Source organism: Gordonia sp. QH-12, from assembly GCF_001578675.1.
Classification (GTDB): Bacteria; Actinomycetota; Actinomycetes; order Mycobacteriales; family Mycobacteriaceae; genus Gordonia; species Gordonia sihwensis.
In genome coordinates this window covers 61,405-84,719 of record NZ_KQ969292.1, presented here as the reverse complement: position 1 = coordinate 84,719, position 23,315 = coordinate 61,405, and the positions used below count along the sequence as shown (strand labels likewise).

The window sequence follows — 23,315 nt, the reverse complement described above, 5'->3', positions numbered from 1 at the left end:
GGAGTTCTGGCACATCGAAGACTCTAACGGGTGGGGTCCGCCGCCCCGTCGGGCCGGAGATTTAGGCGACCCTTGCTAGCCCGGTGGAAGTATTTAGGTAACAATATTGTTGTGAAAAGCATGAGCGGTGACGAGCGGCAGCTGCGCGAGCAGCATGCGGAGGCGGGCGGCCACGACGGCCAGACCCGCGCCGCCGTCGTGTCGCTGCTGGTGGACGAGGGGCCGATGACCGCCGGCGACATCGCCGAGCGGTTGGGGATCTCGCCCGCGGGCGTCCGCCGTCATCTCGAGATCCTGTCGGCCGACGGGGACATCGAGGTGGCGCCGTCCGGCTTCTCCAGGGCTGGTCCCGGCAAGGGTACGCGGGGCCGCCCGGCCAAGTGGTTCCAGCTCACGCCGGCCGGCCGGGGCAAGCTCCGGCACGCCTACGACGATCTGGCCGGTGCCGTGCTGCGGAAGCTGCGCGACGTCGCCGGTCAGCAGGCGGTCGACGAGTTCGCTCATGAGCGGATCTCGGATCTCGTCTCCGGCGTCGAGCCGGCGCGCGAGTCCGGTTCGGTGATCGCGACGGTTCAGCAGATCGCCGACGCTCTCACCGCGGGCGGCTACTCGGCCGACACGCGCGAAGTCGGCGCGGGCGTCCAGATCTGCCAGCACCACTGCCCGGTCGCCCATGTGGCGTCCGAGTTCCCGGAGCTGTGTGAGGCCGAGACGGCCATGTTCACCGAGCTCCTCGGTACGCACGTGCAGCGGTTGGCGACCATCGCCAACGGCGACTGCGTGTGCACCACGCACGTTCCCGTGCATCTCACGACTCCGGAGGCCGCTCAGCCCGCAGCCTCCGACACCCCCGATGGAAAGGTTCTCCGATGACGGTCACCGATCCCGCCGCCACCCAGTTGACGCAGGAAGAGACCATTGCTTCCTTCGATCGCTACGGTTACGGCTGGTCCGACAGCGATGAGGCAGGTGCGTCCGCCAAGCGCGGTCTGTCCGAGGCCGTCGTCCGCGACATCTCGGACAAGAAGAACGAGCCCGAGTGGATGCTCGACCAACGGCTCAAGGCGCTCCGCATCTTCGACCGCAAGCCGATGCCCAGCTGGGGCGGCGACCTCGACGGCATCGACTTCGACAACATCAAGTACTTCGTGCGCTCGACCGAGAAGCAGGCCGAGTCGTGGGAGGACCTGCCCGAGGACATCAAGAACACTTACGACCGCCTCGGCATCCCGGAGGCCGAGAAGCAGCGTCTGGTCGCCGGCGTCGCCGCGCAGTACGAGTCGGAGGTCGTGTACCACCAGATCCGCGAGGACCTGGAGGAGAAGGGCGTGATCTTCCTCGACACGGACACCGGCCTGCGTGAGCACCCCGAGATCTTCCAGGAGTACTTCGGCAGCGTCATCCCCGCAGGCGACAACAAGTTCTCCGCGCTGAACACCGCGGTGTGGTCGGGCGGCTCGTTCATCTACGTTCCGCCGGGTGTCCACGTGGACATCCCGCTGCAGGCCTACTTCCGCATCAACACCGAGAACATGGGGCAGTTCGAGCGGACGTTGATCATCGTCGACGAGGACGCCTACGTCCATTACGTCGAGGGCTGCACGGCCCCGATCTACAAGTCCGACTCGCTTCATTCGGCCGTGGTCGAGATCGTCGTGAAGAAGGGCGGCCGCTGCCGCTACACGACCATCCAGAACTGGTCGAACAACGTCTACAACCTGGTCACCAAGCGTGCGAAGGCCGAAGAGGGCGCGACCATGGAGTGGATCGACGGCAACATCGGTTCCAAGGTCACCATGAAGTACCCGGCCGTGTGGCTGACCGGTGAGCACGCCAAGGGCGAGGTCCTGTCGGTGGCGTTCGCCGGCGAGGGCCAGCACCAGGACACCGGATCCAAGATGGTCCACCTGGCGCCCAACACCTCGAGCAACATCGTCAGCAAGTCCGTCGCTCGCGGCGGCGGACGGTCGTCGTACCGCGGCCTGATCAAGATCAACCCCGGCGCCCACGGCAGCCGGTCCACCGTGCAGTGCGACGCCCTGCTCGTCGATCAGATCAGCCGCAGCGACACCTACCCGTACGTCGACATCCGCGAGGACGACGTGACGATGGGACACGAGGCCACCGTCTCGAAGGTCAGCGACGATCAGCTCTTCTACCTGATGAGCCGCGGACTGACCGAGCAGGAGGCCATGGCGATGGTGGTCCGCGGATTCGTGGAGCCGATCGCCAAGGAACTCCCGATGGAATACGCACTCGAGCTCAACCGGCTCATCGAACTGCAGATGGAAGGATCGGTCGGCTGATGGCGGACGCTTCCCAGACCACCGCCTCGCCCGTGGTGGTCAACAAGGGTGAACTCTTCACCTCCTACGACGTCGACGCCTTCGAGGTGCCGTCGCAGCGCGAAGAGGCGTGGCGCTTCACGCCGTTCCGCCGGCTGCACGGTCTGCACGACGGCACGGCGCTCGCCACCGGCACCACCTCGGTGCAGGTCAGCGGCGACGCCGAGGGCGTCACCGCCGAGACCGTCGGCCGCGAGGATCCCCGTCTCGGTGAGGCCGGGGTGCCCTTCGACAGGGTCTCCGCCCAGGCTTACTCGTCCTTCGAGAAGGCCACCGTGCTCACGATCGGCCGCGAGGCGCAGATCGCCGATCCGGTGTTCGTCACCGTCGACGGTCCGGGAGCCGACGAGGTCGCCTACTCGCACATCCAGATCCGCGCCGAGGCCTTCTCGAAGGCGGTCGTGGTTCTCGATCAGCGCGGCAGCGGCGTGATCGGCGAGAACGTCGAGATCCTCGCCGCCGACAGCGCGCATCTGACCGTCGTGAACGTCCACGAGTGGGAGGACGACGCGACCCACGTCGCCACCCACCACCTGTCGCTGGGACGTGACGCGGTCGTCAAGCACTTCGCGGTCAGCCTCGGTGGACACACCGTGCGGCTCTCGCCGCACGTGCAGTACACCGCGCCCGGCGGCGACGTCGAGCTGTGGGGACTGTACTTCGCCGACGGCGGGCAGCACCTGGAGCAGCGTCTCCTGGTGGACCACTCGCAGCCCAACTGCCGCTCGCACGTCACCTACAAGGGCGCTCTCCAGGGCGACCCGTCGGGCGACAAGCGCAAGGAGGCCCACACCGTCTGGATCGGCGACGTGCTGATCCGGCCGGCCGCCGAGGGCACCGACACCTACGAACTCAACCGGAACCTGGTGCTCACCGACAACGCCCGTGCCGACTCGGTCCCCAACCTGGAGATCGAGACCGGTGAGATCGTCGGCGCCGGTCACGCCAGCGCCACCGGCCGGTTCGACGACGAGCAGTTGTTCTACCTCCAGGCGCGCGGCATCCCCGAAGATCAGGCGCGGCGCCTCGTGGTCCGGGGCTTCTTCGGCGAGGTCCTCGCCAAGATCGCCGTCCCGGAACTGCGCGAGCGGCTCGAATCCGCGATCGAGGCCGAACTCGAGTCGGCCGGCGCCTGACCATCCACACATACTTCGACAAGGAATCACCACAGATGACGACCCTGGAAATCCGCGACCTGCACGTCGACGTCGCGCAGTCCGACGCCGACGCCGAGCCGATCCACATCCTCAAGGGTGTGAACCTCACGGTGCGCTCGGGCGAGACCCACGCGATCATGGGCCCCAACGGGTCCGGCAAGTCGACCCTCTCGTACGCCATCGCCGGTCACCCCAAGTACGAGGTCACCTCGGGATCGATCACCCTGGACGGGGAGAACGTCCTGGAGATGAGCGTCGACGAGCGTGCCCGCGCCGGACTGTTCCTGGCGATGCAGTATCCGGTGGAGGTGCCCGGCGTCTCGATGTCGAACTTCCTGCGCAGCGCGGCAACCGCCGTGCGCGGCGAGGCCCCGAAGCTGCGGCACTGGGTCAAGGAGACCAAGCAGGCGATGGCCGAACTCGAGATCGACCCCGCGTTCGGCGAGCGCAGCGTCAACGAGGGCTTCTCCGGCGGTGAGAAGAAGCGTCACGAGATCCTGCAGCTCGGGCTGCTCAAGCCGAAGATCGCGATTCTCGACGAGACCGACTCGGGTCTGGACGTGGACGCGCTGCGCATCGTCTCCGAGGGCGTGAACGCCTACAAGGAACGCGAGAACGGCGGGATCCTGCTCATCACGCACTACACGCGGATTCTGCGGTACATCAAGCCCGATTACGTCCACGTCTTCGTCGACGGCCGCGTGGTGGAGTCCGCCGGACCCGAGTTGGCCGACGAGCTCGAAGAGAACGGCTACGTGCGGTTCACCGCGGCCGCCGCGAAGTGACGGCCGCCATCTCGATCAACGCGACGAAGGGGGAGTGACATGACCACCGCAGCCGCACTCGACGTTACGGCACTGCGGGCGGACTTCCCGATCCTGTCCCGCACCGTCCGCGACGACAGGCCGCTCGTGTACCTCGACTCCGGGGCCACGTCGCAGCGGCCGCTGCAGGTGCTCGACGCCGAGCGAGACTTCCTGCTGAACCACAACGCCGCGGTTCATCGCGGTGCGCACCAGCTGGCCGAAGAGGCGACCGACGCGTACGAGCACGCGCGCGCGGCGATCGCCGGCTTCGTCGGCGTCGCCGTCGACGAGGTGGTCTTCACCAAGAACGCCACCGAGGCGCTCAACCTGGTGGCGTACACCCTGGGCGATGACCGTTCGGCGCCGGTCTTCGGCGGCAGGGCCCTCGGCCCCGGTGACACGATCGTGGTGACCGAACTGGAGCACCACGCGAATCTGGTGCCGTGGCAGGAGCTGTGCCGCCGCACCGGAGCCACCCTGCGCTGGTACGGAGTGACGGCCGAGGGCCGCATCGACATGGACTCGCTGCTACTCGACGAGTCGGTGAAGGTGGTCGCGTTCACTCATCAGTCGAATGTCACCGGCGCCGTCGCCGACGTCGCCGAACTGGTGCGCCGCGCTCACGAGGTGGATGCGCTGGCGGTGCTCGACGCCTGCCAGTCGGTGCCTCACATGCCCGTCGACTTCGCGGCTCTCGGGGTCGACTTCGCGGCCTTCTCCGGGCACAAGATGCTGGGTCCGTCGGGTGTCGGCGTGCTGTACGGCCGCGCTTCGCTGCTGGCTCAGCTGCCGCCCTTCCTCACCGGCGGTTCGATGATCGAGACGGTCACCATGGAGGTGTCCACGTATGCCGCGCCGCCGCAGCGTTTCGAGGCGGGCGTCCCGATGACCTCTCAGGTCGTCGGTCTGGGCGCGGCCGTGGAATACCTCGAGAAGATCGGTATGGACAACGTCGCCGCGCACGAGCACGAGCTCACCGCGCACGCGCTGGAGCGGCTGACGGCGATCGACGGTCTGCGCATCGTCGGTCCCACCACCGCCGAGCGGCGAGGCGGCGCGGTCTCGTTCGACGTCGAGGGCATCCACGCCCACGACCTCGGCCAGATCCTCGACGACGAGGGGGTCGCGATCCGCGTCGGACACCACTGCGCCTGGCCTCTGCACCGGGCCTTCGGCGTTCAGGCCAGTGCGCGCGCATCGTTCGCCGTGTACAACACGCTCGACGAGGTGGACGCGCTCGCCGACGCGATCGGCGTCGCCCAGCGGTTCTTCGGGGGTCGCTGATGCGGATGGAGCAGATGTACCAGGAGGTGATCCTGGACCACTACAAGCATCCGCACGGCCGTGGTCTGCGGGATCCGTACGACGCCGAGGTGCACCACGTGAACCCGACGTGCGGTGACGAGGTGACGCTGCGGGTGTCGGTGGTCGACGACGCGGTCGCCGACATCTCATACGACGGCCAGGGCTGCTCGATCTCCCAGGCCTCGACCTCGGTGCTCTACGACCAGGTGGTCGGGCTGCCCGTCGACGAGGCGCTCGCCACCGTCGATTCGTTCAACGCCATGATGACCTCGCGCGGGACCGATCCCGGCGATGAGGAGGTCATCGGCGACGGCATCGCGCTCGCCGGTGTCAGCAAGTATCCGGCGCGCGTCAAGTGTGCTCTGCTCGGGTGGATGGCGTTCAAGGACGCGCTCTCGCAGAGCCTCGCCACCGAAGTCCCCGATCCCGCCTAGGAGCGACCAATGACCGAGACCAACACCGAAACCACTGCGCCGGCCGAGCCGGTCGCCACCTCGCTCCCGTCGATCGACGACGTCGAGGAGGCGATGCGCGACGTCGTCGACCCGGAGCTGGGCATCAACGTCGTCGACCTCGGGCTCGTGTACGACGTCGCCATCGACCAGGACGCGGCGGTGAAGCTCGATATGACCCTCACCTCGCCGGCGTGCCCGCTCACCGACGTCATCGAGGACCAGACGCGCAATGTGCTGGTGACTTCCGGTCTGTGCACCGAGGTCGACATCAACTGGGTGTGGATCCCGGCGTGGGGGCCCGACAAGATCACCGACGACGGACGCGAGCAGCTGCGCGCCCTCGGCTTCACGGTCTGACCGGAGGCCGCTCGAGCGCCGTGACCGCGGTGCTCCCGAACGGCGACGATCACCGGCACGCGCTCCGCGTGCTGGTGGGTCTGGTCGTTCCCACTGTCGCACTTCTCGTCGCCGGGCGTCCGGAGCTGTTGGTCTACGCCGTCTTCGGTGCCTTCGCAGGCATGTACGGCCGGGGAGAGGGCGGTCGGCGCCGGATCACGCATCAGCTGCAGGCGGCCGGTCTCCTGACGGCGGGCAGTGCGATCGGCGTCGGTCTCTCCGCAGTCTCCGCGCCCGTCTGGGCACTCGTGGTGGCCGAGACGGCGTTCGCGGTCGTGGGCTCGCTGCTCGCCGACGCGGTGCGGCTGCGTCCGGCGGGCCCGTTCTTCTTCATCTTCGCGCTGGGCGCCACCGCGACTGTCCCGGCGGGGCTGGTGGCTCCCGGGGCGGCCGTGGCGATCTGCGCAGGCACGGCACTGCTCGCCGTGGCGATCGGAACGGTCGGTACCCCGGCGCCGTTGCGGGGCAGGCACGGGTGGTTCGCCGGAGTCCGCTCGGTGGTGCGCCGTCCGCCTGCCGGGGTGCGCCTGCACGCGGTCCGGTACGGCGTGGCCGTGGGGACGGCCGGGTCCATCGGATTGGCGATGGGCTTCGAGCACGCGAATTGGGCGATGGCCGCCGCGGCCGTTCCGCTCGCTGTGATCGACACCGGCCGCCCGGGCGATGCGGAGGTACGCCGAGTCCTCACCCGGGCCGCGCATCGGACAGTCGGCACGATGGCCGGACTCCTGCTGGCGGCGGCGCTCCTGGCACTGGATCTGGGTGCCGGTGCGGTGGCGGTGATCGCGGTCCTTCTGCTCTGGCCGACAGAGTTGTTCATGACGCGCCACTATGCGGTCGCCATCGGGTTCTTCACGCCGCTCATCATGCTGACGACCGAGCTCACCGCTCCGTCGCCGCCGCTGCGGATGCTCACCTTCCGCGCCGTGGACACGTTGATCGGCGTGGCCGTCGGCGTTCTCGTCGCCCTGGTGATCCGCCTGCCCGACCGACGAAGCAGACTGCCCGCCTTCGACGTCCTCCTCGATCCCGTCGGGCTCGATCGGCCGGAGCGAGACGGTCACTCGGGAAGGTGAGCGCGTTCGCCGTCCCGGTCGAAGATCGTCAGAATCTCGGCGGTGGTCCCGTGGGCGACGAAGGCGTGCGGCGTCATCGTCGAGAACTCGGCCGCCTCGCCGGCCTGGACGTAGATGATCCGCTCACCGAGAGCCAGCCGCACGCTGCCGGAGAGCACGGTGAACCACTCATGACCGGGATGCACGCGAGGTGTGGGCCACTCCGCCGGCGGTTGGAGCCGCATCTTGGCGACGACGACGCCGGCATCGGCGCGATCGCGCGAGAGGAGCCACGTGATCGCGTCTCCGGAGGAGTGGGCTTCCGGCCGGATGACCACGTCTTCATCGGAGACGGGTTCGACGAGCTGGTCGAGAGACACCCCGAGCGCACGGGCGATCGGCACCAGTTGGTCGAGGGCTACGCGGCGCCCGCCGGTCTCGATCCGGGAGAGCGTCGACGCGCTCATGTCGCATCGGCGGGCGAGTGAGTCGAGGGTCCATCCGCGGGCGAGCCGAAGACTCCGAATCCGGCTCCGCACCAGGGCGTCCAGGTCGGGATCGGAACGGCGATCGAGTTCTTGCGTCATGCGCAAGAGTGTATGCGTTATCTGCAATACCGCGCATACGGTCGATCCATGACGAATTCACGGGAGGCCGGCCCGAACCGGCAGTACGACGTGCTCATCGCGGGCGGGGGACCGGCGGGACTCGGCGCCGCGGTGACCCTGGGCCGCTCACTGCGGACCGTCCTCGTGGTGGACGCGGGTGAACAGCGCAATCGGCCCGCCGAGGCTGCGCACAACGTGCTGGGCCGCGAGGGTACGGCACCCACCGATCTGCTGGCGGCCGGTCGAGCCGAGGCGGCCGGGTACGGCGCCGAGATATTCGAGGGAACCGTGCTCAGTGCCGAGCGCATCTCCGGCGGGTTCACGCTGAGCCTCTCGTCCGGGGAGACGGTCGGTGCGTGCCGGGTGCTCCTGGCGACCGGAGCGGTGGACGAACTGCCCGCGATCGAGGGACTGGCCGCTGGTTGGGGGCGGACAGTGCTGCACTGTCCGTACTGCCACGGTTGGGAGGTTCGCGGACGGCGCATCGGCGTGGTCGCGACGAGCCCGATGGCTGAACACCAGGCGCTGCTGTTCCGGCAACTCAGCGAGCATGTGACGGTCTTCGATCACGAGTCCGTCCTCGGTGCGCAAGCGCGTGAACGCTTGACGGCGATGGACGTCCCGGTCGTCGACGGCCGCGTCGACCGGGTGCTGACCGACGGCGACCGAGTCCGGTCCGTCCGTGTCGCGGGTGCGGCGTACGAGGTGGACGCCGTCGCGGTGGCGACCCGCGTACACGCGCGGGGAGAGCTGTTCCAGACCCTGGGCGGCCGCGTGTCGGACCACCCGTTCGGAACGTACATCGAGACCGATGCGACGGGCCGGACGGCAGTCGACGGAGTGTGGGCGGCGGGCAACGCGCGCGACCCGATGGCGATGGTGGGCGCGGCCGCCGCGTCCGGGGTGGCGGCGGGTGCGGCGATCAACGCCGACCTCGTGGACGAGGCGGTCCGGCGGGCCGTCGGCGCGGAACCCCGCGTGGAGAAGTGCCGCGTGCAGGAATAGCACGGCGGCGGATCCGGTTAGATACAGACATGGCAACAATTGATCTGACCGGTGACGACTTCGAGCAGACGATCGTCGACAACGACATCGTCCTCGTGGACTTCTGGGCGAGCTGGTGCGGCCCGTGCCGGCAGTTCGCACCCACGTACAAAGCGGCCTCCGAAAAGCACGACGACATCGTCTTCGGCAAGGTCGACACCGAGGCCGAGCAGCAGTTGGCGGCGGCCGCGAGCATCCGCTCCATCCCGACCATCATGGCGTTCAAGCAGGGTCGGTTGGTCTTCAACGAGGCCGGTGCGCTGCCTCCCCAGGCGCTCGACAGCCTGATCGACCAGGTGAAGGCACTCGACGTCGAGCAGGCCCTCAAGGAGAGCGGCCAGGAGTGACCGGTCGGGACTGACACGGGTGCCACGCCCGGCGAGTGACGGTGTCATTCGCCGGGCGTAGTGCTGTTCGTGGGTCCGGGCCGGGCCCTTTAGGATCTGCCTATGCAGTGGAAACGAGCGGCCGCGGCCGCCGGAGCAGTCGTAAGCCTCTCGGCGGTCACCGCGTGCACCGTGGACGGCACCGCGACGCGCGGACCGATCCAGCTCGATACGGGGAAGTATGCGACCAGTCTGCAGCCTGCTGCGGGGACCGCTGATACGGAGTCGGAGATGAACCGGCTGCGGGCCATGCGGCTGGGCGAAGACATCGCGTTCCGTGACGAGGTCGATCCGGTGCTGACCAAGTTCAGCATGCCGACCTACCCGATCTCCGGCGCGAGCGGACTGCGGGGCGTCTTCTCCGATGCGGCCGACCTGCCGGTCTCGCAGAAGCTGCGTTACGGCTTCACCATGGCCGGCGGGGCGCCGGACGACAGCGACGGTAAGAACCTGCATCAGGGGCTCAATCATGCCGTGCTGGTGTATCCCGATGCGGAGACGGCCGGCGAGGCCGTGTCGGCGATGTCCGGCCAGATGCTCAAGAAGACCTACGGTTCACCGATGCGGCGCACCGACGTCCCGGGGATGCCCGCCGAGACGGTGGCGCTCACGGGGAAGTCGAGCGGCGGCGGTCAGATCACCGTGGCGTTCACCCCGGTGGCAGAGAAGGTGGTCTACACCTGGGCCGACGCCGACGACGGCGGATGGACTCTCGCCGCGGTGCGGTCTGCCTTCACGAAGCAGAAAGCCCTGCTCGATGCGATGAAACCGATCAGCGACGACAAGCGGATCGACCCGGACGGCCTGTTGCGCGCCGTGCTGCCGACGGAGTCGAACGGCGGTTCCGCCTTCTCCGGCTCGGTCGCCGGACCGCGGGCCATCTCGCAGCTGGCGAGCAAGTCGACCGCCACCTTCGCCGACTTGCAGAAGACCGGCGTCACCGAGGCCGCGGTCGGGGGCTCCCTGGTCTTCCGCGCCGGCGGCGACGACCAGGCCGCAGAACTGCTCAAAACCCTCTCCGACGACTCCGACGATCCGACCGCCAAGAAGGCCGACAGCCCGCAGGATCTGCCGTCGGCGGTGTGTCAGACCAGCAAGTCCTCGTTCGGCGACGATCAAGCGACCTGCTTCGTCGCCTACGGCAGCTACGCGGCCCAGGCGGACGGCTCCGATCTGCATGAGGCGCAGCAGAAGATCTCGGCGCAGTACCTGCTGCTGAAACAGCTCTAGCCCTCCTCAGCCGACCCCGACGCTCAGACGACCATGAGGCGGACCACTTCGACGGCGGCGCGGGCCGAGGCGACGGCGACGCGGGCCTTCAGCCGCGGCGGGGACCGCCGGAACACCGCCGCCATCGCGCGCAGCACGCCGGGGGCGTCGGCGTGCGACGACACATAGGCGCGCTGCAGCGGAACCGGGACGCCGAAGAAGGCGTCGAAGAAGCCGACGAGTTCGGCCGGTCTGAGCCGGATGAGGACCAGCAGTCCCAGCAGTCGGAGCGCGAACGCGATACGAGCGGCGCGAGGCCACAACGCGGCGCGTGGATCCCGACGGCCGGCGACAGCCTCGACGACCAGATCGGCGGCGCGCAGAGACTGCGCGACGCTGTATCCGGTCGCCGGATTCATCAGACCGCCGACCGCGCCGATCGCCAGGGCGCCGTCGCCACGCCACGGTCGTGCGTTCGGGTACATCGGAAAATCGACGATCTCGTCCATCCCGCCGTGCTGAACCTCCTCGTCGCCGGTCGGCGCGGACAGACGCAGGCGCAGGCGCGCTCGACGGGCCAGTTCGGAGATGCCCAGGGGCGGGCGGGCGGCCAGGCAGGTCTCCTCGACGAGGCGTCCGCGAGCGGTGTCGATCCGGTAGCTGAACGAGGCCGGGTCCGATGAGGTGAGGTTCGATGAGACGGCGTTCGGCCCGGTATCGGCGGGCCGCCAGTCCATCAGCACGGTGGCGTCGGGGTCGTCGCCGCCGTCCGTCGCCCCGACCCGGCCCGCGAGGATTCCGACGGCGGTCTGGCGCGGCGTGTCGGCTCGGCGGTGCCCGGCGGTGCCGCGGGCGTCGACCACATGTCGGCCGGCGAGTACGGAGCCGTCGGCGAGCGTGACCGACGTCGCGGTGAGAGCGGTCGCCGACGAGGCCACGACCGTCACCTCCGACAGCGACAGGGACTGCTGGAACCGCTCCGAGTGGAGCACCAGGTACCCGCGGTCCACCACCCGCCGCTGCGGGGTGAAGACGCAGAACTCAGTGCTGCGGGCGGCCACCGTCCCGGGGTCGAGCCAGGCCGGTGCGTCGTCGGCGTACATGCCGAAGGTCTGCCGCCACACTCGGTGCGGCGCCGGGTCGACGAGCGTCGCGCGCAGCCCCGCCGCGGCGGCGCGGTACGCGAGCGAGCGCCCCGCGGGCCCGGCGCCCACGACGATGACGTCGGCGGCGGGCCCCTCGACGGGCGCGGTCACATCCCGCCGGTGGCCAGCTTGCCGCCGTCGACGCGGATCGTCTCACCGGTGATCCACGACGCCGCGTCGCTCACCAGGAAGGCCACCGTGGCCGCGATGTCCTCGGGAGTGCCCACCCGGTTCATCGGGTAGGTCTGCCCCACGACGTCCTCACCGGCCGCGAGAAGGACGTCGGCGAACTTGGTCTTCACCACGCCGGGGGCGACGGCGTTCACCCGGATCGACGGACCGAGCTGCCACGCGAGCTCCTCGGTGAGGTGGATCAGCGCGGCCTTGGACGCGCCGTAGGCCGCGATCAACCCGGTCGGCCGCAGGCCCGCGATCGACGCGATGTTGACGACGGCACCGCCCGAGTCCTTCATTCCCGCTCGGTACGCCTCCTGGACATAGCCGAGAGCCGCGACGACGTTGGTGTCGAAGGTCTTGCGCACCGCCCCGAGATCGGCGTCCATGAGCGGACCCGCGGTCGGATTGATCCCCGTGTTGTTGACGAGGATGTCGATACCGCCGTTCGCCACGGCCGCCGCGACCGCGTCCGCGCGGTGCTCGGGATCGCCGGTGTTGCCCGCGACCGCGGTGACCACCGAACCGGGGACCGCGTCGCGCAGCGCTGCCGCAGCCTCGTCGAGGGGCTCGGGTTTGCGGCCGGTGACGACCACCGCGGCACCTCGGCGCGCGAGTTCGAGGGCGATGGCGTACCCGATGCCTCGGCTGCCGCCGGTGACGAGCGCGGAACGGCCGGTGAGATCGGTGGAGGCTGTATCAGTCATGGCTCAACGGTAGTCCGGGCGCGGGTCCGAGTCCGCGGCCGTCCATGCGCCGAGAACCGATTCGGGGACCGGGCCCGTCATCGGTAGACTGGATCGACGTGATCACCGCGACCGACCTGGAAGTACGAGCGGGCGCGAGGACTCTTCTTTCGGCGCCCGGAGACCACCTGCGCATTCAGCCGGGCGACCGCATCGGGCTGGTCGGCCGGAACGGCGCGGGCAAGACCACCTCGCTGCGCATCCTCGCCGGCGAGACGCAGCCGTACGCCGGAACCGTCCGCACCTCCGGCCCGGTCGGTTACCTGCCGCAGGATCCCAAGGAGGGCGACCTCGACGTCCTCGCGAAGGACCGCGTGCTGTCCGCGCGCGGACTGGACGAGATCCTCGCCTCGATGGGCAAGCAGCAGGCGCTGATGGAGGAGGCCGCGGACGACAGGGTCCGCGACCGTGCGATCGCCAAGTACGCCCGTCTCGAGGAGAGGTTCTCGGCGCTCGGCGGTTACGAGGCCGAAAGCGACGCCGCCCGCATCTGCAACAGCCTCGGTCTGCCCGACCGTGTGCTCGGGCAACCGCTGCGTACCCTCTCCGGCGGTCAGCGTCGCCGGATCGAGTTGGCGCGCATCCTGTTCGCGGCGTCGGACGGCTCGGGCAAGTCGGATACCACGCTGCTCCTCGACGAGCCGACCAACCACCTCGACGCCGACTCGATCGCCTGGCTGCGGACGTTCCTGCAGAACCACGAGGGCGGCCTCGTCGTCATCAGCCACGACGTCGACCTGCTGGCCGACGTGGTGAACCGTGTGTGGTTCCTCGATGCGGTCCGCGGTGAGGCCGACGTCTACAACATGGGCTGGAAGCGGTACCTGGACGCCCGCGCGACCGACGAGCAGCGCCGCAAGCGCGAGCGGGCCAACGCCGAGAAGAAGGCCGGGGCGCTGCGCGTGCAGGCGGCCAAGCTGGGGGCGAAGGCGACCAAGGCCACCGCGGCGCAGCAGATGCTCAAACGTGCCGAGCGCATGATGGACGAGCTCGACGAGGTGCGGGTGGCCGACAAGACCGCGCACATCCGGTTCCCGGAGCCGGCGGCGTGCGGCAAGACGCCGCTGATGGCGTCGAATCTGACCAAGGTGTACGGCTCGCTGGAGATCTTCACCGGCGTCGACCTCGCGATCGACAAGGGGAGCCGGGTGGTGATCCTCGGCCTCAACGGCGCGGGCAAGACCACGCTGCTCAAGTTGCTCGCCGGTGTGGAGAAACCCGACCTCGGTGAACTGGAGCCGGGTCGCGGCCTCAAGATCGGGTACTTCGCACAGGAGCACGACACCCTCGACGACGACGCGACGGTCTGGGAGAACATCCGGCACGCGGCGCCCGACGCCGGTGAACAGGATCTGCGGGGGCTGCTCGGAGCGTTCATGTTCACCGGTCCGCAGCTGGACCAGCCGGCCGGGACGCTCTCGGGCGGTGAGAAGACCCGTCTGGCGCTCGCCGGGCTGGTGTCCTCGGCCGCCAACGTCCTGCTGCTCGACGAGCCGACGAACAACCTCGATCCGGTCTCCCGAGAGCAGGTGCTGGAGGCACTGCGCAGTTACACCGGGGCCGTGGTTCTGGTGACACACGACCCCGGTGCCGCGGAGGCTCTGGAGCCTCAGCGGGTGATCCTCCTGCCCGACGGCACCGAGGACCACTGGTCCGACGAATACCAGGAGCTCATCGAGCTCGCCTGAGCGGACGCGCCCCCGGTGCGCCGGGTTCAGTCGATGCGGCCCGAGGGGACCGACCGCAGGGGCACCCGGTCGGCGGGGTTCCGCGGTGCCACATAGTCGACGGGGATGTCGTACACGGTGAGGTCGGTCTCCTCGCCCTTCTTGATCCACACCCGGTGCGGTGTCAGGTCGAGCTGGTATCCCGCGGGGGCCGCGTCCTCGAGGAGGTCGTAGCAGCCGGGATCCAGACCGCGGAACGCTGTTCCCTGATCGCCGGAGGTGAGTGCCGCGACATAGTTACCGCTGCACGTGACGACCCGGAACTTCGCTCCCTGCAACGGTTCCCCGGTGACGCGGTCGCGCTTGGTGACCCCGAGGACACCGTTGGTCGGTTCCTGCTGGTCCTTGGCGACGCGGATCCGGCGCTCCAGATTGCGACCGGCGACGATCACGCCGTCGAAGTCGTCGGCGGGCTCGAGCAGATGGTAGCCGGCCGGTGGCGCCACGACGGTGAACCGGTAGTAGCCCTCGGACAGAGTCACCTGCGCGGGGGTGGTGACGGTGCCGGGATGGTGCGGCGGGGCGTCGAACCGGATGACGGCGCCCGGGACCATCAGTCCGGCCTGCACGTCGTCGGCCCAGACCACCAGCACCCCGGTCTTCTTCTCGGGCCGGGTGGTCGGGGGCGCGGTGCTCGTCTCACTGGGCGGCGTCCCGGTGTCGGACGAGGGCGGCGTCGTACTCTCGGTCGGGCTGCCGGTGGGGGTCGCGGTCTCCGTGGGGCTCGACGTCACCTCGGTCGGAGCGGCCGTCTCGGCAGTGGTCTGCGCCGTGGTGGGCGCGGACTCCGTGGCGGGAACGTCCGCCCAGGCGGCGGCCGGGGTGAGAGCCGCGCACATCACGGCGGCGGCGAGGATCGCGGGTACTCCGCGGCGGTTGATCTTCATGGTGGTCTCCTGACGAGTGTGTGAATGGTCGGTAGCGGTCCGCGTCACGCGGGTGCGGCGAAGACGACGACGTTGTCGCGGTAACCGAGGGGCGGGCCGATGAACGGGCCGCCGCAGGTGATGAGTGCGAGAGTCTCCGGGCCGGTCCGTCGATTGAGTTCGTCCACCGGCAGTCCGTCGCGGCCGGTGGACTCCTTGTCGGCGAGCACCGACCGGGTGACGTGGTAGACGTGCCGGTGTCCGTCCGCGGTGGTGACGTCGACGGCGTCACCGGTTTTGAGGCCGGAGAACCGTGCGGCGAAGCCCTTTCCCTGCTTCACGTCGTCGACGTGCCCGGTCATCACCACGGTCCCGGAGCCGGACCCGGGCAGCGACGAGTCGACCCACCAGCCGAGGCGGTGGACGTCCTGGGGAGGCAGGAGAACCCCTGCCGTGTCGGTGGCCACCGCGTCGGTCGGCACCGTCGCACCGTCGACGGTGACCCGGATCGGCGACGACGGTTCGTCCGAGCGGGCGGACACCGGAGCGGGCAGATTGGCCTGAGCACTGCCGGATGTGGGCGCCTGCCGGTCGGAGGTCGCCGAGCATCCGGACGAGAGGGCGAGCGCGGCGGCGACCGCGACTGCGGCCGCCGCCCGATGGATCTTCATGTGGGCTCCTCGCTGTGCGCGTGGCCGCACCTGCTGTGCGGCCGCTGTGCGTGCCCCGACACTGGTGAGATCGGGTCCGCGCACGCGGCGTTAACGAGGATCAGACGTCAGTCGTTCAGCTGAATGACTCCAGTACCCGCTTCCGGAGTTCGCCCTTGACCAGCTTGCCGGTCGGGGTCCGCGGCAGGTCGTCCACGAAGCGGATCTCCTTGGGGACCTTGAACGACGCGAGTTCGGCCTTCGCGAAGTCGACGAGTTCGGCGGCGAGGCGATCGGAGGCCTCGGCGCCGTCGACCAGTTGGACGAAGCCCACCGGTCGCTCTCCGAGATCGTCGTCGGGCAGGCCGATCACGCCGACGTCGTATACCGCCGGGTGGTTGATGAGGACGTTCTCCGACTCCTGCGGGTAGATGTTGACGCCGCCGGAGATGATCGTGAAGGCCTGGCGGTCGGTGAGGTAGAGGAAGCCCTCGTCGTCCACGTAACCGAGGTCGCCGGTGGTCGCCCAGTTCGCACGCCCCGGGTGCTGCGCCTGCGCCGTCTTCGCCGGATCGTTGTGATAGACGAAGGGCATCTCGTCGCGCTCGAAATAGACGGTCCCGACCTCTCCGGCGGGCAGCGGTTCACCGTCGGGACCACAGATGTGCACCACTCCGAGGACGGCTCTGCCGACCGAGCCGGGGTGGGTCGACGAGTCCGCCGATCCGATCAGCGTGACGCCCGCGGCTTCGGTGGCCGCGTAGTACTCGTTGATCACCGGTCCCCACCAGTCGATCATTCTGCGCTTCACCTCCGCCGGACACGGAGCGGCGGCGTGAATGGCGACCTTCATGCTCGAGACGTCGTACCGGTCGCGGACCTCGTCCGGCAGCTTCAGCATCCGGACGAACATGGTGGGCACCCACTGACTGTGCGTCACGGAGTATTCGTCGATGTACCGCAGGGCCGTCTCCGGCTCGAAGTGGTCCATCACGATCACCGTCCCGCCCAGAGCGTTCGTCATCGCGCAGTACCGAAGGGGAGCGGCGTGGTACAGCGGCGCCGGCGACAGGTAGACGGTGTCGGGGCCGAATCCGTACACCGGGCCGAACACCTGCGATATGAGGTCGGGGGCCTCGTCGACCTGGACGCCGGGCAGCGACGGCTTGATTCCCTTGGGCCGCCCGGTGGTTCCCGAGGAGTAAAGCATGTCGGCGCCGCGGGGCTGGTCGGTCAGCGGGGCGTCCGACGCAGCGGCCAGCACCTCCGGGTAGTCGAGGAAACCGTCGACCGGCCCGCCCCAGGCCACCCGCCGGGAATCGTCGGACAGGGCCTCGATGCGGTGGGCCTCGGAGACGGCGCCCGCCACCGCGGCCGAGGCGAAGACCGCGCGCGCATCGCAGTCGTCGAGGATGTAGTTCACCTCCGCCGGGGTGAGGTGGTGGTTCACGGCGGTGACGTACATGCCGGAGCGGACCGCGGCCCAGTACACGTCGAAGACGCGCAGATCGTTGTCGGAGACGATCGCTATGGTGTCGCCCCGACCGATTCCCAGGTCGTGCAGGTGATTGGCGATTCTGGTGGAGTTGTCCGTGAGCTCTCGATAGGTGACGCGCTCACCCGTCGACGGGCGGATCAGCGCAGGCTTGTCCGGTGTGGTCGCGGCGAAGGTTCCTGGGTACACGGGCACTCCTGAAGTGAGGGACGTCTCACCGACGACCGTACCGAGTAATCGCTCGCTCAGGAGTGCTTTGCCGTCACGCCGCTTCCACGCGGTAGGAGACCGCCTGCAGCAGGATCGCGCCCACATCCTTGGGGTCGCGTGCGATGAACGAGCTGCCGCCGGTGGCCTCGGCGATCTGCTTGAGCGCACCGGCGTCGGCGTCCTCCGAGATGCCGACCGCGATGATCGGGATGCGCCGCGCGGGGTTCTTCATGATGTTCAGCTCCGACACCAGATGCCCCAGCGTGATGCTGTCGCGATCCTCGTTGCGGCCGTCGGTCATGATGATCACGCTGTTGGAGTAAGCGGGGTCGTATGAGTCGTACACGGTCTTGAACGCCGCGAGCGCGGTGTCGTAGAGACCGGTGCCGCCGCCGACGTGCCCCAGCGTGTCGCGGATGGAGTCGGCGAGGCGGTCGCGGTTGGTACGGCCTCCCTCGATCTCGGAGATCGGCGCGATCGGCATCACCTCCCGATAGTCCTGGCCGGGGCCGCCGCGGTCGATGCTGAACTCCCAGTAGCCCAGCGCGGTGTTCTTGGGGAACCGGCCCAGTCCGAACAGCGAGGCCTCCCGGAGGAAGGCCGCGCGCGAACGGCCTCCGGCGTCGAGCGCCATCGAGCCGGACACGTCCTGCACCACGAGCGCCCGGATCGGCTGGGTGAGTGCGGTCCACTTCCGCAGGATGTTGTCGACGAGTTCCCTGGCCGGCTGCTTGATCACGGTGACGTCCTGGACGCCGGTTCCGTCGGCCGGCGGCTCGCCGTCCGGAGAGCGGATGCCCATCTCCTCCCGGATCCGGCGACCACTGTCGGTCTGCAGGGTGGCCACCAGCGCGTCGATCGCGTCGCCGGCCAGCGCTTGATCGTCGGGTTGCGCGACATTGGCGGCCCGATAGTCCAGGGCCACCGTGCCGGACCGCGGCACGGCCACCTCGAGATCGGACGCGGGATGGGCGCGCTTGAACTCGGTGTAGGCGCGTTCGGTGGTGAGGGTGGCCGTCGGCGCGGGAGCGGCGGCGGTCTGCGCGAGATCGGGGGAGGCGTCGTTGTCGTTCATCATCAGGGCCCGCTTGGTCAGGAACTCCACCAGCTCCCGGTGCGTCAGCGAGCCCGACGACACCTCGGAGAGCGCTCCGATCACCGCGGCGTTGCTGACGTCGCTGCGGGCCGGCGGAGCCACTCGCAGTCCGGGCGAGGTGAGCACGTCGGTCCACGCGGGCATCGCCGGGAGTTCACGGCCGGCCACCACCACCGGGGAGACGCCGAGCGACGGTCCGACGTCGGCCCACGTCCGGCCGAGTGCGGCGCGCACCTGCCGGACGCGCGCCTGCGACTCAGCGATCCAGATCTGCGGTGCGTTCCGGTCGGTGAGGCGTTCGGAGGTGTGGCTCGGCGGCACGGCCTGCACGGTGAAGTCGAAACAGCTGTCCGCCTCGGTCTGCTTCGACAGGGCGGTGACGTAGTCGGCGACGTCCTGGTCGGCGATGACCGACACCGGTCGCACCTGAGAACAGCCGCCGTGCCCGCCCCGCCAGACCGCGTACACTCCGCCCGCCAGCAGCGCGGCCAGCACCAGGGAGAGCCCGACCCGCGCGCGGGTGCCGGGGCGCCGTCGCCGGCGGCTCCCGGCGGACTCCCGCGGTGGATCGGAAGCGGGACGCGCGGCGTTTCGGTGTTGGCCCATGTCGGGTCGACCCCTCCTTGTGAATTCCTCGAGAGTGCGAGAGAAGGCTAGCCCATGCGTGAGATGGGACACGTCGGGGGTGCCGAGTACCGCCGATTACGCCCGTCGGCGCGACGGGCACGGACGTCATGAGCACCACGGCCGCGCACAGCAACGGGCCCGGACCTTCGGCGGTCGAAGGTCCGGGCCCGTTGCGCCGGTCACTCGCCCGCGGGTACGCGGACCGAGGCCTCGACGAGGTCGAGGACGGCATGCAGATCGTCGGTCGACTGACCCGAGGCCAACCGTGTGACCAGGCCGTCGAGGATGACGTCCAGGTAGGTGACGAGCACCTCCGGGGGGACGTCCTTGCGGAGACTGCCCGCACGGCGCTTGCGCTCCAGGCGGGCGAGGGTGGCGGCCTCGCGGTCGGCGCTCTGCGCCTCCCAGGCCTCACGGAAGCCGGGATCGGTGCGGATCTTCCGCACGATCTCCAGCCGCGTGCTCAGCCAGTCGAAGTCCTTCGGCCGCGCGAGGATGTCGCGCATCACCTGGACCAGACCCTCGTGCGAGGCGACCTCGGCCATCCGCTCCGCGTCTTCGCGTGCCAGCGCCAAGAACAGGGCTTCCTTGTCCTTGAAGTGGTGGAAGATCGCACCGCGGGAGAGGCCGGTCGCCTCTTCGAGACGTTTGACCGTCGCTCCGTCGTAACCGTATTCGGCGAAACAATGCCGCGCGCCGTCGAGGATCTCTCGACGACGCGCGGCAAGACGGTCATCGCTGACCCGTGGCATGAATCAGCTCTTGATCATGTTCCGCAGGACGTACTGCAGGATGCCGCCGTTGCGGTAGTAGTCGGCCTCACCGGGCGTGTCGATGCGCACCACGGCGTCGAAGACGACCTTGTCGCCGTTCTCCTTGGTCGCGGTGACCTTCAGCGTCTTCGGGGTCACGCCCTCGTTGAGCGCAGTGATGCCCTCGATGTCGAAGACCTCGGTGCCGTCCAGTCCCAGCGTCTTGGCGCTCTCGCCCTCCGGGAACTGCAGCGGGACCACGCCCATGCCGATGAGGTTGGAGCGGTGGATGCGCTCGAACGACTCGGTGATGACGGCCTTGACACCCAGCAGCACCGTGCCCTTCGCCGCCCAGTCGCGCGAGCTGCCGGAGCCGTACTCCTTGCCGCCGAGGACGACCAGCGGGATGCCGGCCTTCTTGTAGTTGACCGAGGCGTCGTAGATGAACGACTGCGGACCGCCCTCCTGGGTGAAGTCACGGGTGTAACCGCCCGAGACGCCGTCCAGCAGCTGGTTCTGCAGGCGGATGTTCGCGAAGGTGCCGCGGATCATCACCTCGTGGTTGCCGCGACGGCTGCCCAGCGAGTTGTAGTCCTTGCGGGCCACACCGTTGGCGTCGAGGTACTGCGCGGCGGGGGTGCCGGGCTTGATGGGTCCGGCCGGGCTGATGTGGTCGGTGGTGACCGAGTCGCCCAGCAGCGCCAGGACGCGGGCGCCCTTGATGTCCTCGACCGGCGCCGGCTCGGGGGTCATGCCGTCGAAGTACGGTGCCTTGCGAACGTAGGTGGACTTCTCGTCCCACGCGAAGGTGTCGCCCTCCGGCGTGCTCAGTCCGCGCCACCGCTCGTCGCCCGCGAAGACGTCGGCGTAGGACTTGCGGAACATGTCCTGGCTGATGGCGGTCTTGATGGTGTCGTCGATCTCCTGGGCCGACGGCCAGATGTCCTTCAGGAAGACGTCGTTGCCGTCGGTGTCCTGGCCGAGCGGCTGGGTCTCGAAGTCGAAGTCCATGGTGCCCGCGAGCGCGTAGGCGATGACCAGCGGCGGCGACGCCAGGTAGTTCATCTTCACGTCGGGGGAGATGCGTCCCTCGAAGTTGCGGTTGCCCGAGAGGACCGCGGTGACGGTCAGATCGTTGTCGTTGACCGCCTTGCTGATCTCCTCCGGCAGCGGACCGGTGTTGCCGATGCACGTGGTGCAGCCGTAACCGCCGAGGTAGAAGCCGAGCTTCTCGAGGTACGGCCACAGGCCGGCCTTCTCGTAGTAGTCGGTGACGACCTGCGAACCGGGGGCCATGTTGGTCTTGACCCACGGCTTGCTGGTGAGACCCTTCTCGACCGCGTTGCGGGCGAGGAGGCCGGCGCCGATCATGACCGACGGGTTCGAGGTGTTGGTGCACGAGGTGATGCCCGCGACGGCGACGGCGCCGTGATCGAGGACGAACTCGCCGCGCTCCTCGCTGACGATCTTGATCGGCTTGCTCGGGCGTCCCTCGGCGCCGTTGGCCGCCGACTGGACCTTCACCGCTCCGTCGTCGGCGAAGGACAGCGCGGCCGGATCGGACGCCGGGAACGACTCCTCGACGGCCTCGTCGAGCTGCGTGTGCGCGGCGGGATGCTGCTCTTCGACGTAGTTGTGGATGTCCTTGCGGAAGGCCACCTTCGACTCCGACAGCAGGATGCGGTCCTGCGGACGCTTCGGGCCGGCGATCGACGGGACCACGGTGCCCAGGTCCAACTCCAGGTACTCGGAGTAGGCCGGCTCGTGGTCCGGGTCGTGCCACATGCCCTGTTCCTTGGCGTAGGCCTCGACCAGCGCGAGCTGGTCGTCGTCGCGGCCGGTCAGGCGCAGGTAGTTGATGGTCTCGGAGTCGATCGGGAAGATCGCGCAGGTGGAACCGAACTCGGGGCTCATGTTGCCCAGGGTGGCGCGGTTGGCGAGGGGGACCTCGGCGACGCCCTTGCCGTAGAACTCGACGAACTTGCCGACCACACCGTGCTGACGGAGCATGTCGGTCACAGTGAGCACCACGTCGGTGGCGGTGACACCCGGCTTGATCTCGCCGGTCAGCTTGAAGCCGACGACGCGCGGGATCAGCATGGAGACCGGCTGGCCGAGCATCGCGGCCTCGGCCTCGATGCCGCCGACGCCCCAGCCCAGGACGCCCAGGCCGTTCTCCATCGTGGTGTGCGAGTCGGTGCCGACGCAGGTGTCGGGGTACGCCTGGCCGTTCCGGACCATGATCGAGCGGGCGAGGTACTCGATGTTGACCTGGTGCACGATGCCGGTGCCCGGGGGCACCACCTTGAAGTCGTCGAAGGCGCCCTGGCCCCAGCGGAGGAACTGGTAACGCTCGCCGTTGCGCTCGTACTCGAGTTCCACGTTGCGCTCGAAGGCGTCGGCGCGGCCGAAGACGTCGAGGATCACCGAGTGGTCGATGACCATCTCGGCGGGGGAGAGCGGGTTCACCTTGTTGGGGTCGCCGCCGAGGGCGGTGATGGCCTCGCGCATGGTGGCGAGGTCGACCACGCAGGGCACACCGGTGAAGTCCTGCATCAGGACGCGGGCCGGGGTGAACTGGATCTCGATGCTCGGGTCGGCCGACGGATCCCAGTTCGCGAGGGCGTTGATGTGATCTTCGGTGATGTTGGCGCCGTCTTCGGTGCGCAGGAGGTTCTCGGCGAGGACCTTCAGCGCGTACGGCAGCTTCTCGGTGCCGGGCACTGCCGACAGGCGGAAGATCTCGTAGGAGTTCTCACCGACCTGCAGGGTGCCGCGGGAGTCAAAGGAATTGATGCTCACGTGTGCTCCACTCGTTTCGTGCAAGTTCCGCCGACGGGCTGCGCCGACGGGAGTTCGTCAGAAGCGTCGCAGCATGCGGCGGGCTGCGGCCGCGGTGCTACCTCTCCAGCATAGCAGTACGCGCGTACTGGTTGGGCGGTACGGGTCGCTCGGCCGTATCGGCGTGCGGCTGTCGTATCCTGGGCGCCGAGTGCCACCCGTCGCCAGCGGCCAGCCGGCTTCTGCGCGCACCCCGCCATGTCGAGTCAGCAACCGTTCA

The 23,315-nt window shown here is 69.0% G+C and carries 21 protein-coding genes; 12 read left to right on the top strand and 9 right to left on the bottom strand.

Annotated features, from left to right (window positions below; genetic code table 11):
• Positions 1 to 120: 120 nt before the first annotated feature.
• Genes Y710_RS11355 through Y710_RS11320 form a run of 8 tightly spaced genes read left to right on the top strand, consistent with a single transcriptional unit; the run spans position 121 to position 7,540 of the window.
• Positions 121 to 873: a helix-turn-helix transcriptional regulator gene (locus Y710_RS11355; RefSeq protein ID WP_006894861.1), complete on the top strand. Its 753-nt coding sequence runs from the start codon at positions 121 to 123 to the stop codon at positions 871 to 873.
• Positions 870 to 2,306 carry a Fe-S cluster assembly protein SufB gene (gene sufB / locus Y710_RS11350; RefSeq protein ID WP_006894862.1) on the top strand — a complete coding sequence of 479 codons (1,437 nt, stop codon included), beginning with the start codon at positions 870 to 872 and terminating at the stop codon, positions 2,304 to 2,306. The genes Y710_RS11355 and sufB overlap by 4 nt, the downstream gene beginning before the upstream one ends.
• Positions 2,306 to 3,481, top strand: coding sequence for a Fe-S cluster assembly protein SufD (gene sufD / locus Y710_RS11345; protein WP_045539145.1), 1,176 nt, complete (start codon positions 2,306 to 2,308; stop codon positions 3,479 to 3,481). Before sufB ends, sufD begins: the two co-directional genes overlap by 1 nt.
• A 35-nt stretch (positions 3,482 to 3,516) precedes the next feature.
• Positions 3,517 to 4,287 carry a Fe-S cluster assembly ATPase SufC gene (gene sufC / locus Y710_RS11340; protein ID WP_006894864.1) on the top strand — a complete coding sequence of 257 codons (771 nt, stop codon included), beginning with the start codon at positions 3,517 to 3,519 and terminating at the stop codon, positions 4,285 to 4,287.
• A gap of 39 nt (positions 4,288 to 4,326) precedes the next feature.
• Positions 4,327 to 5,592 carry a cysteine desulfurase gene (locus tag Y710_RS11335; RefSeq protein WP_062367501.1) on the top strand — a complete coding sequence of 422 codons (1,266 nt, stop codon included), beginning with the start codon at positions 4,327 to 4,329 and terminating at the stop codon, positions 5,590 to 5,592.
• The gene (gene sufU / locus Y710_RS11330) at positions 5,592 to 6,047 is read left to right on the top strand and encodes a Fe-S cluster assembly sulfur transfer protein SufU (protein WP_006894866.1); all 456 of its coding nucleotides are present in this window, start codon (positions 5,592 to 5,594) and stop codon (positions 6,045 to 6,047) included. Before Y710_RS11335 ends, sufU begins: the two co-directional genes overlap by 1 nt.
• A gap of 9 nt (positions 6,048 to 6,056) precedes the next feature.
• Positions 6,057 to 6,425: a metal-sulfur cluster assembly factor gene (locus Y710_RS11325; protein WP_006894867.1), complete on the top strand. Its 369-nt coding sequence runs from the start codon at positions 6,057 to 6,059 to the stop codon at positions 6,423 to 6,425.
• Positions 6,426 to 6,445: 20 nt separating this feature from the next.
• A complete protein-coding gene (locus Y710_RS11320) occupies positions 6,446 to 7,540 on the top strand; it encodes an FUSC family protein (RefSeq protein WP_062367500.1) in 1,095 nt (364 codons plus the stop codon).
• Here Y710_RS11320 and Y710_RS11315 read toward each other — a convergent pair.
• Positions 7,525 to 8,106, bottom strand: a complete 582-nt coding sequence (locus Y710_RS11315) for a helix-turn-helix domain-containing protein (RefSeq protein WP_045539139.1) — start codon at positions 8,104 to 8,106, stop codon at positions 7,525 to 7,527. The genes Y710_RS11320 and Y710_RS11315 overlap by 16 nt on opposite strands.
• Before the next feature lie 48 nt (positions 8,107 to 8,154).
• On the opposite strand from Y710_RS11315, the gene Y710_RS11310 reads away from it, so the two are divergent.
• From Y710_RS11310 to Y710_RS11300, 3 genes are all read left to right on the top strand, one after another.
• The gene (locus tag Y710_RS11310) at positions 8,155 to 9,132 is read left to right on the top strand and encodes an NAD(P)/FAD-dependent oxidoreductase (protein ID WP_062367499.1); all 978 of its coding nucleotides are present in this window, start codon (positions 8,155 to 8,157) and stop codon (positions 9,130 to 9,132) included.
• A gap of 29 nt (positions 9,133 to 9,161) precedes the next feature.
• The gene (gene trxA, locus Y710_RS11305; protein WP_062367498.1) at positions 9,162 to 9,518 is read left to right on the top strand and encodes a thioredoxin; all 357 of its coding nucleotides are present in this window, start codon (positions 9,162 to 9,164) and stop codon (positions 9,516 to 9,518) included.
• A 102-nt stretch (positions 9,519 to 9,620) separates the two neighbouring features.
• Complete coding sequence (locus tag Y710_RS11300; protein WP_062367497.1) at positions 9,621 to 10,787, top strand: DUF7373 family lipoprotein; 1,167 nt, start codon at positions 9,621 to 9,623, stop codon at positions 10,785 to 10,787.
• A gap of 23 nt (positions 10,788 to 10,810) precedes the next feature.
• Here Y710_RS11300 and Y710_RS11295 read toward each other — a convergent pair whose 3' ends face one another.
• The gene (locus tag Y710_RS11295) at positions 10,811 to 12,022 is read right to left on the bottom strand and encodes a lycopene cyclase family protein (RefSeq protein WP_062367496.1); all 1,212 of its coding nucleotides are present in this window, start codon (positions 12,020 to 12,022) and stop codon (positions 10,811 to 10,813) included.
• On the bottom strand, positions 12,019 to 12,792 hold the full coding sequence (locus Y710_RS11290) for an SDR family oxidoreductase (RefSeq protein WP_062367495.1): 774 nt from the start codon (positions 12,790 to 12,792) through the stop codon (positions 12,019 to 12,021). The genes Y710_RS11295 and Y710_RS11290 overlap by 4 nt, the downstream gene beginning before the upstream one ends.
• A gap of 98 nt (positions 12,793 to 12,890) precedes the next feature.
• On the opposite strand from Y710_RS11290, the gene Y710_RS11285 reads away from it, so the two are divergent.
• Positions 12,891 to 14,519, top strand: coding sequence for an ABC-F family ATP-binding cassette domain-containing protein (locus Y710_RS11285; protein ID WP_045540187.1), 1,629 nt, complete (start codon positions 12,891 to 12,893; stop codon positions 14,517 to 14,519).
• A 26-nt stretch (positions 14,520 to 14,545) separates the two neighbouring features.
• Here the strand turns inward: Y710_RS11285 and Y710_RS11280 are convergent, their stop codons facing one another.
• From Y710_RS11280 to acnA, 6 genes are all read right to left on the bottom strand, one after another.
• Positions 14,546 to 15,445: an MSCRAMM family protein gene (locus Y710_RS11280; RefSeq protein ID WP_062367494.1), complete on the bottom strand. Its 900-nt coding sequence runs from the start codon at positions 15,443 to 15,445 to the stop codon at positions 14,546 to 14,548.
• A 44-nt stretch (positions 15,446 to 15,489) separates the two neighbouring features.
• Positions 15,490 to 16,095, bottom strand: coding sequence for a class F sortase (locus Y710_RS11275; protein WP_006894877.1), 606 nt, complete (start codon positions 16,093 to 16,095; stop codon positions 15,490 to 15,492).
• Between the two features lie 115 nt (positions 16,096 to 16,210).
• Positions 16,211 to 17,758 (bottom strand): acyl-CoA synthetase, encoded by a 1,548-nt coding sequence (locus Y710_RS11270; protein ID WP_062367493.1) that lies wholly within the window; start codon positions 17,756 to 17,758, stop codon positions 16,211 to 16,213.
• Between the two features lie 73 nt (positions 17,759 to 17,831).
• Complete coding sequence (locus Y710_RS11265) at positions 17,832 to 19,481, bottom strand: substrate-binding domain-containing protein (protein ID WP_006894879.1); 1,650 nt, start codon at positions 19,479 to 19,481, stop codon at positions 17,832 to 17,834.
• A 200-nt stretch (positions 19,482 to 19,681) separates the two neighbouring features.
• On the bottom strand, positions 19,682 to 20,254 hold the full coding sequence (locus Y710_RS11260; protein WP_006894880.1) for a TetR/AcrR family transcriptional regulator: 573 nt from the start codon (positions 20,252 to 20,254) through the stop codon (positions 19,682 to 19,684).
• Positions 20,255 to 20,257: 3 nt separating this feature from the next.
• The gene (gene acnA / locus Y710_RS11255) at positions 20,258 to 23,056 is read right to left on the bottom strand and encodes an aconitate hydratase AcnA (RefSeq protein ID WP_006894881.1); all 2,799 of its coding nucleotides are present in this window, start codon (positions 23,054 to 23,056) and stop codon (positions 20,258 to 20,260) included.
• Between the last annotated feature and the right edge of the window lie 259 nt (positions 23,057 to 23,315).

Bases quoted from the DNA above. Each gene is read 5' to 3' on its own strand.
- Y710_RS11265 (WP_006894879.1), bottom strand. From the start codon at position 19,481: ATGGGCCAACACCGAAACGCCGCGCGTCCCGCTTCCGATCCACCGCGG.
- Y710_RS11280 (WP_062367494.1), bottom strand. From the start codon at position 15,445: ATGAAGATCAACCGCCGCGGAGTACCCGCGATCCTCGCCGCCGCCGTG.
- sufC (WP_006894864.1), top strand. From the start codon at position 3,517: ATGACGACCCTGGAAATCCGCGACCTGCACGTCGACGTCGCGCAGTCC.
- sufB (WP_006894862.1), top strand. From the start codon at position 870: ATGACGGTCACCGATCCCGCCGCCACCCAGTTGACGCAGGAAGAGACC.
- sufU (WP_006894866.1), top strand. From the start codon at position 5,592: ATGCGGATGGAGCAGATGTACCAGGAGGTGATCCTGGACCACTACAAG.
- Y710_RS11275 (WP_006894877.1), bottom strand. From the start codon at position 16,095: ATGAAGATCCATCGGGCGGCGGCCGCAGTCGCGGTCGCCGCCGCGCTC.
- Y710_RS11300 (WP_062367497.1), top strand. From the start codon at position 9,621: ATGCAGTGGAAACGAGCGGCCGCGGCCGCCGGAGCAGTCGTAAGCCTC.
- sufD (WP_045539145.1), top strand. From the start codon at position 2,306: ATGGCGGACGCTTCCCAGACCACCGCCTCGCCCGTGGTGGTCAACAAG.
- Y710_RS11260 (WP_006894880.1), bottom strand. From the start codon at position 20,254: ATGCCACGGGTCAGCGATGACCGTCTTGCCGCGCGTCGTCGAGAGATC.
- Y710_RS11310 (WP_062367499.1), top strand. From the start codon at position 8,155: ATGACGAATTCACGGGAGGCCGGCCCGAACCGGCAGTACGACGTGCTC.
- Y710_RS11290 (WP_062367495.1), bottom strand. From the start codon at position 12,792: ATGACTGATACAGCCTCCACCGATCTCACCGGCCGTTCCGCGCTCGTC.
- Y710_RS11315 (WP_045539139.1), bottom strand. From the start codon at position 8,106: ATGACGCAAGAACTCGATCGCCGTTCCGATCCCGACCTGGACGCCCTG.
- Y710_RS11325 (WP_006894867.1), top strand. From the start codon at position 6,057: ATGACCGAGACCAACACCGAAACCACTGCGCCGGCCGAGCCGGTCGCC.
- Y710_RS11355 (WP_006894861.1), top strand. From the start codon at position 121: ATGAGCGGTGACGAGCGGCAGCTGCGCGAGCAGCATGCGGAGGCGGGC.
- Y710_RS11335 (WP_062367501.1), top strand. From the start codon at position 4,327: ATGACCACCGCAGCCGCACTCGACGTTACGGCACTGCGGGCGGACTTC.
- trxA (WP_062367498.1), top strand. From the start codon at position 9,162: ATGGCAACAATTGATCTGACCGGTGACGACTTCGAGCAGACGATCGTC.